Genomic DNA, 6488 nt, shown 5'->3' on the forward strand with positions numbered 1-6488 from the left:
CACCGCACCAGATGCCGGACTGGGCGGCGTTCGCGCTCGCGGCCGCCGCCCTGACGCTGTCGCTTCTCTTTCTGACTCGTCGCTCGGAGCGACTGCTGGAGCGGGCCCGGATCGCCGACTCCCGGGACGAGGTCAGCGACGCTCCGAGCGACGTCGGTGACGCCGGTCGCGACCCCCGAGGGGAAGCCGACGGGAACGCCGCCGACACCGAGAGCGACCCCGACGCTCCCGGCGTCGAGGGAGCCGCCGACACCGGGGCCGTCCCCGCGATCCGCCGGCCAGACGACCGCCCGGTCCTCACGACGCGACTGCTGCTCCTCAACGCCGCCGCGTCGCAGGCGGGCGGACTCGTCGTCCTCGCCGCGGTCGCGTGGTGGGCCGCGGTGCCGGCGGCGGCGTTCGGCGTCGGCGGGACGCACCCGACGCTCGGCGTCGGGCCAGTCGCGTCGCTGGGGACCCCCGCGCTCGTCGCGGTCGGCGTCACCGCGGGAATCGCTCTCACCACCGGCAACGAGGCGGCCGCCCGACTGGGTTCGCGCGTCGGCCTCGCGCCGTCGGACCGGCTCCGCGCAGCGATGGCTCCCGGGACGGCCGGCGAGTGGGTCCTGCTGCTCATCGTCGCGCTCCCGGTCGTCGCGGTCTTCGAGGAGGCGCTGTTCCGCGGCGCGCTGGTCGGCGCGCTCGCGGCGGGCTTCGCGGTCGACCCGTGGCTCCTCGCGGTCGGCTCGTCAGTCGCCTTCGGCCTCGGCCACGGGGCGCAGGGGCGGTTGGGAATCGTCGTCGCGGGCGCGCTCGGGCTGGCGCTCGCGGGGCTGTTCGTCGCCACGGGGAGCCTGCTCGTCCCGGTCGTCGCCCACTACGTCGTCAACGCCGTCGAGTTCGCCGTTCACGAGCGGTCGTAGCGGGTCCCGCGGTGGGAAGCGCCCCGCCCCCTTTTTATTCCACCGGGACGAACGACGGACGATGAGCGGGAAACCGACCGTCGGCGAGTACATGACCCGCGACGTCGAGACCGTCAGCCCCGACGAGACGGTCGGCGAGGTCGCGCGGCGGATGGCCGAGAGCGACGGTCACAACGGGTTCCCCGTCACGCAGGGGCGGACCGTCGAGGGGTTCGTCTCGGCCGCCGACCTGCTGCTCGCCGACGACGAGGCCCCCGTCTTCACCGTGATGTCCGACGACCTCATCGTCGCGCACCCGGACATGAAGGTGACCGACGCCGCCCGGGTCATCCTCCGCTCCGGGATCCAGCGGCTCCCCGTCGTCGACGACGCCGACAACCTCGTTGGGATCATCTCGAACACGGACGTGGTCCGCTCGCAGATCGAGCGCGCCACGCCCAGCAAGGTCGGGAAGCTGATGCGGACCCTCGAACAGATCCACGGCGTCGCGCTCTCGGAGGAGCGCCGCGAGGTCCGGCTCACCGACCTCATCCCGACGCAGGCTCGGGTGTACGCCGACGAGCTGGAGGGGCGTCAGTACGAGCTGCAGCGCGGGCTCGCGGAGCCGCTGGTCGTCATCGACAACGGCGGCACGCTCCACCTCGCCGACGGCCACCACCGGGTGATGGCCGCCCACGAGGCGGGCATCGAGACGATGGACGCGTACGTGATCGTCCCCGAGCGCGCGGTCGACCTCGGGATGGCCAAGACCGCCGAGAAGGAGGGGTTAGACGACATCACCGACATCGAGATCGTCGACTACGCGCGACACCCCCTCGTGGAGACGACCAAGCGGCTGCAGTGACCGAGGAACGCGGACCGTCGGCGACCGGGGTCGACGACGGGTGGATTTATGTAATTAGACGGAAATGAATCGGCCATGGGATCTCGCATCCGACGCGCACTCTCCCGGGCAACGCTCGCCGCGGTCGGCGGGGCCGCCGGCGCCGCGGTCGGCGGACTGATCAGTCGACAGGCCGCGAGCAGCGGCGCCGCGCTCGGCGCGTTCGCCGGCGCGACCGTCGCCGATGTCCGGTCCGATCCGGGCGGCTTCCTCGCCGCACTGCGGTCGGACGACGAGGACGAAGCGCTCGACGAGGCCGACGACGCGGCGACCGCATAGCGAGGCGACGGGTCGGGCCGCCGAGCGCCCGTGGCCGTTCGGGAACGCCTATACGCCGGGGACGAGTAGCCGCCGGTAATGACCGACACCGACGCCGACGCGGGCTGGTTCGCGGGCCGCGCCGCGGACGAGGCGGCCGGGGGCGACGCGGCCGAGGCCGCCCGCGATCGGATCTCGGACGGCGAGGCAGAGGAGCCGCGCGACTGGCCGGCGCTCGCCGTCGGCTCCGGGTTCGCGGAGTCGACCGACGACTACTACGACCGGCTCCACGGGGCGACCGTGGCGGCGACCCGCGCGACCGTCCGCGAGCGCGAGCGCGCCGACGACCGGCAGCTGATCCACGCCGTGCGGGCGATGGACGACTGCGAGCGCACCGCCAACGAGCTGGCCGAGCGCGCCGCCGAGTGGGCGGGGAGCCTGTTTGACGACGCGGAGCCGGGTATCGAAGGCGCTCGGGCGGTGGCGGACCGCGAGCCCGAGAGCGAGCTGGAGCGCCGGGCCGTGTCGCTCGCGGAGCGCGTCGTCGGACTCGCCGACGAGCGCGACGCGCTCGCCGCGTCGATCGACCGGATCGCGCCCTCGGTCGCGCCGAACCTCGCCGAGATGGCCGGCCCGGAGCTCGCGGCGCGGCTGATCGCCCTCGCCGGCGGGCTGGAGTCGCTCGCGAAGAAGCCCTCCGGCACGGTGCAGGTGCTCGGCGCGGAGGACGCGCTGTTCGCGCACCTCTCCGGGCGCGCCCCATCCCCGAAACACGGGATCATCTACACGCACGACTACGTCCGCAACACCCGGCCCGAGGACCGCGGGTCGGCCGCGCGCGCGCTCGCCGGGAAGCTGACGCTCGCGGCCCGCGTCGACCACTACGCCGGGGAGCGCCGGGAGACGCTCCACGCGGAGCTCCGCGAGCGGATGGCGACGATACGGGCGCGGGCGGAGCCGGACGCGGCGGCGGATGACGCCGCCGACGCGGGGGGTGACCCGTGAGCGACCCCTCGCTCCCCGACGGCGTCGAACGCCGCGAGATCGCCGGCGAGACGCGGCTCGCGACGCGCGGCCCGCCCGTGTACGGCGAGCCGACCGCCGACGGCTGGCGGGCGTGGGACCCGGAGCGCTCGAAGCTCGGCGGGATGTTGGAGCTCGGATTCGACACCGGGCTGACCGGCGGGGAAACCGTCCTGTACCTCGGCGCCGCCAGCGGGACGACCGTCAGCCACGTCGCCGACTTCGCGGGGCCGACGTACGCGGTCGAGTTCGCCCCGCGCCCCGCCCGCGACCTCCTCGACGCCGCGGAGCCGCGCGACCGGCTGTTCCCGCTGTTGAAGGACGCCCGGAAGCCGGAGACGTACGCGCACGTCGTCGAGGCCGACGTCGACGCGATCGTCCAAGACGTGGCGACCCGCGGGCAAGCGGCCGTGGCGGCGCGGAACGCGCGGTTCCTCGCGGACGACGGTCGGCTCCTGCTCGCGGTGAAGGCGCGGAGCGAGGACGCCACCGCGGCGCCGACCGACGTGTTCGAGGCCGCGCTCGACGAACTCGGGGAGACCTACGAGATCCTGGAGACGCGGCAGCTCGACCGGTACCACGAGGACCACCTCGGCGTCGTGGCGACGCCGCGGTAACGGGCCGTGCCGACGCCGCAGTAACAGGACCGCGCCGACGCGGACGCGGCTACCAGGTCGGCGGCGAGAAGCCGGCGTCCTCTAGGATCGGCTTCCACCGCTTCTGCACGGAGAGCCGAGAGACGTCCATCGCGTCGGCGACGGCGGACTGCGACCGCTCCTGCCCGCGGATCAGCGCGGCGGCGTAGAGGCTGGCGGCGGCGGCGACGCGCTTCCCGCGGTCGTCGTCGGGCGCCCGCGATAAGAAGAGGTCCGTCGCCGTCGAGAGCGCCTCGTCGTCGAGGTCGAGCGTCGCGCACGCGTCGTCGATCCGGTCGATCCACGCCGCGTTGTCGACGCGATCGCTCGCTCGATACATATCCTTACGTTGGGGGGTGCGACATAAAAAGGCCGCGCGGGGAGAGGCCGGCTGACGGGGCGCTCGGGCGGCGTCGGTGGAGGCGTTCGTCGGTCCCCGTCCGTCGCCCTGAAGTCGACGCCGCCCGTACGTCTGGTATGTCCACGCAAGCGTGGGACGAGACGCGGGTGCGCGATCTGCACGACGACCTGGTGTCGCTGTACGAGCCGGTGGACAGGGTGGCCGAGCACGGCGCCGACCCGACCGCCGAGCCCGGCGAGGGCGTGCGCCAGCTGGTCACGACGATCCTCTCGCAGAACGTCGCCGACGCGAACACGAGCCGGGCGGCGGCGGCGCTGTTCGACCGCTACGACGACTTCGCGGCGATCGAGGCGGCCGCCCACGGCGAACTGGCCGAGACGATCCGCGTCGCGGGGCTCGCCGACCAGAAGGCCGCCCGGATACAGCGCGCGCTCGCCGCGGTCCGCGAGGAGACCGGCGGCGCCTACTCGCTGGCGTTCCTCGACGCGATGCCGACCGACGACGCGAAGGACTGGCTCACGGCGATCAAGGGGGTCGGTCCGAAGACCGCGAGCGTCGTCCTGAACTTCCACTTCGGCAAGCCGACGATGGCGGTCGACACACACGTCGAGCGCGTCTCGAAGCGCTTCGGGCTCGTCTCGGAGTCGGCCTCGAACCAGGCGGCCCACGACGCCCTCGACGAGCTCGTGCCCGACGAGCTGATCTACCCGCTCCACGTGCTGTTGATCCGCCACGGCCGGACCCACTGTTCGGCGCGCGGCGCCGACTGCGACAACCCCGTCTGCGCGGCCTACTGCGACTGCGAGTTCTGCGCGTGACTGCGAGCCCCCGCAGAAGGACGAGCGCCTATGGTCGTCCGGCCGATAGGGCCGGGCAAGCATGCACGCGCAGATCGGTGCGGTCCTGAGCGCGGTCCGGTGGGTCGACCGCCTCGCGGCCGAGTTCGTCGCCGCCGTCCGCACGCCGTTCCTGACCGAGATGATGACGTCGATGACCGGCCTCGGCTCCGTCACGGCCGGCGTCGTGATCGTCGGCCTGTTCTACCTCGCGGGCTGGCGCGAGGAGTTCGTTAAGAGCGTCGTCGCGCTCTCACTGCTCGGCGTCGTCGTCTGGGCGCTGATGTCGCTCGTCGAGCGCCCGTTCCCGCCGAATCCGGTCTGCGTGACCGAGGGCGGCGCCGGGACCACGAGCTCGTTCCCCTCCGGGCACTCCGCCGCCGTCACGGCGTACGCGGGGATCGCGTGGAACTCCGACGAGCTCCCGTTCGCGGCCACCGCGGGCTTCGCCGCCCTCATCTCGTTCTCGCGGATCTACCTCGGGACCCACTACCTCTCGGACACGCTCTTCGGGATCGGACTGGGGATCGCCGCGGTCCTGTTCGCGGAGTGGGTCCTCGACCGCGTCGGCGAGGAAGCGGTCCTCGACCGCCTGCCGTTCGAGGCCGACATCTGAGGGCGCCGGCGCGGTCGACGCCCCCGTAGCGACAACTATTTTTGACCGACTCGGGTACGGTAGTCCGCGCGCGGGTTGCCGAGCCAGGCCAAAGGCGTAGCGCTTAGGACGGCACAGCACCCCGCAACACCGTTCTTGCGCACCAAAATCGTTCGCTGTCTTGTGGTTTTGCTTGTGTAAGCACTATGACCGCAGATAATAGCGAAGTATCGTGGTCTCCGCCAACGATTGGTAAGTTCACTAGTCGGCGGGAACAGTATGAAGCGGTAGCGGAGGGGGCGGTACTAGGGTATCAACTACAAATCGTTGAACCTGAGCCCGCGTGAATTTCCAATACCGTTGGTTCGAGATGAGCAGATAACCGGTCACTCATCAGGCAGCGACATCAATTAGAATGACAGGGAATCTCGAATCGATGTGATGAGACCGCTTGAAGAGTCTGTATTCGTCTGTTCCTCTTCGACGAGACGTTCGATCTCGTCAAACAGCGTTTCTACTCTGGCTTCGATTTCATCTCGGACATCGCGGACAGTGTCCATGTCCTGTCCGTCGGGATTAACGAGATCCCACTCGTGGGACTCCACGCCGTACTGTGCAGGATCGAATTGCATGATAGAACACCCCATAGTAACCAGATAATCGCTGTTTTCGAGTTGTTCAAGTTCCGCGACCCACTTCGGGGTCCGACCAGCGATATCGATTCCCACCTCGGCCATCGCCTCAACGACCTCTTCGTGAACGGCGTCAGCGGGTTCTGTCCCGCCCGAATGTATCTCTACGAGTTCTTCTAACCCTCGTTTAGAGCGCTCACGCTCTGCGAAGGCGGCTGCCATCTGGCTTCGTCCCGCGTTGTGGACACAGACGAAGTCGAGCCGGATATTGTTATTTGCTATCATAGACCGATCTACTCTCGTACGGATAAGATAATTACTATGAGACACATATATTGATATATACTGCTCTGTTGAATCCGC

At 70.3% G+C, this 6488-nt stretch carries 9 protein-coding genes; 7 read left to right on the forward strand and 2 right to left on the reverse strand.

Translation table 11 applies throughout. From position 1 onward, the window contains the following. Positions 1-11: 11 nt before the first annotated feature. The 5 genes from DJ75_RS07425 (at position 12) to DJ75_RS07445 (ending at position 3683) form a co-directional block, all read left to right on the forward strand. A complete protein-coding gene (locus DJ75_RS07425) occupies positions 12-902 on the forward strand; it encodes a CPBP family intramembrane glutamic endopeptidase (protein ID WP_094523880.1) in 891 nt (296 codons plus the stop codon). 61 nt (positions 903-963) lie between these two features. Then, positions 964-1746, forward strand: a complete 783-nt coding sequence (locus DJ75_RS07430; protein WP_094523881.1) for a CBS domain-containing protein — start codon at positions 964-966, stop codon at positions 1744-1746. 75 nt (positions 1747-1821) lie between these two features. Further along, positions 1822-2064, forward strand: a complete 243-nt coding sequence (locus tag DJ75_RS07435; RefSeq protein WP_094523882.1) for a hypothetical protein — start codon at positions 1822-1824, stop codon at positions 2062-2064. Positions 2065-2142: 78 nt separating this feature from the next. Then, positions 2143-3048 (forward strand): NOP5/NOP56 family protein, encoded by a 906-nt coding sequence (locus tag DJ75_RS07440; protein WP_094523883.1) that lies wholly within the window; start codon positions 2143-2145, stop codon positions 3046-3048. Further along, entirely contained in the window at positions 3045-3683 is a 639-nt protein-coding gene (locus tag DJ75_RS07445) for a fibrillarin-like rRNA/tRNA 2'-O-methyltransferase (protein ID WP_094523884.1), read from the forward strand. Before DJ75_RS07440 ends, DJ75_RS07445 begins: the two co-directional genes overlap by 4 nt. Before the next feature lie 49 nt (positions 3684-3732). On the opposite strand, the gene DJ75_RS07450 is transcribed toward DJ75_RS07445, so the two are convergent. Then, the gene (locus DJ75_RS07450) at positions 3733-4041 is read right to left on the reverse strand and encodes a cyclin (RefSeq protein ID WP_094523885.1); all 309 of its coding nucleotides are present in this window, start codon (positions 4039-4041) and stop codon (positions 3733-3735) included. Positions 4042-4178: 137 nt separating this feature from the next. Between DJ75_RS07450 and nth the strand changes: the two genes are divergently transcribed. Beyond that, entirely contained in the window at positions 4179-4880 is a 702-nt protein-coding gene (gene nth, locus DJ75_RS07455) for an endonuclease III (protein WP_094523886.1), read from the forward strand. A gap of 61 nt (positions 4881-4941) precedes the next feature. Beyond that, on the forward strand, positions 4942-5514 hold the full coding sequence (locus DJ75_RS07460; RefSeq protein WP_094523887.1) for a phosphatase PAP2 family protein: 573 nt from the start codon (positions 4942-4944) through the stop codon (positions 5512-5514). 389 nt (positions 5515-5903) lie between these two features. Here DJ75_RS07460 and DJ75_RS07470 read toward each other — a convergent pair. Continuing rightward, a partial coding sequence (locus tag DJ75_RS07470; RefSeq protein ID WP_394338271.1) for a low molecular weight phosphatase family protein occupies positions 5904-6488 on the reverse strand: 585 nt, incomplete at its 5' end.

This window comes from Halorubrum sp. Eb13 (genome assembly GCF_002252895.1).
In the GTDB taxonomy this organism is placed as follows: domain Archaea; phylum Halobacteriota; class Halobacteria; order Halobacteriales; family Haloferacaceae; genus Halorubrum.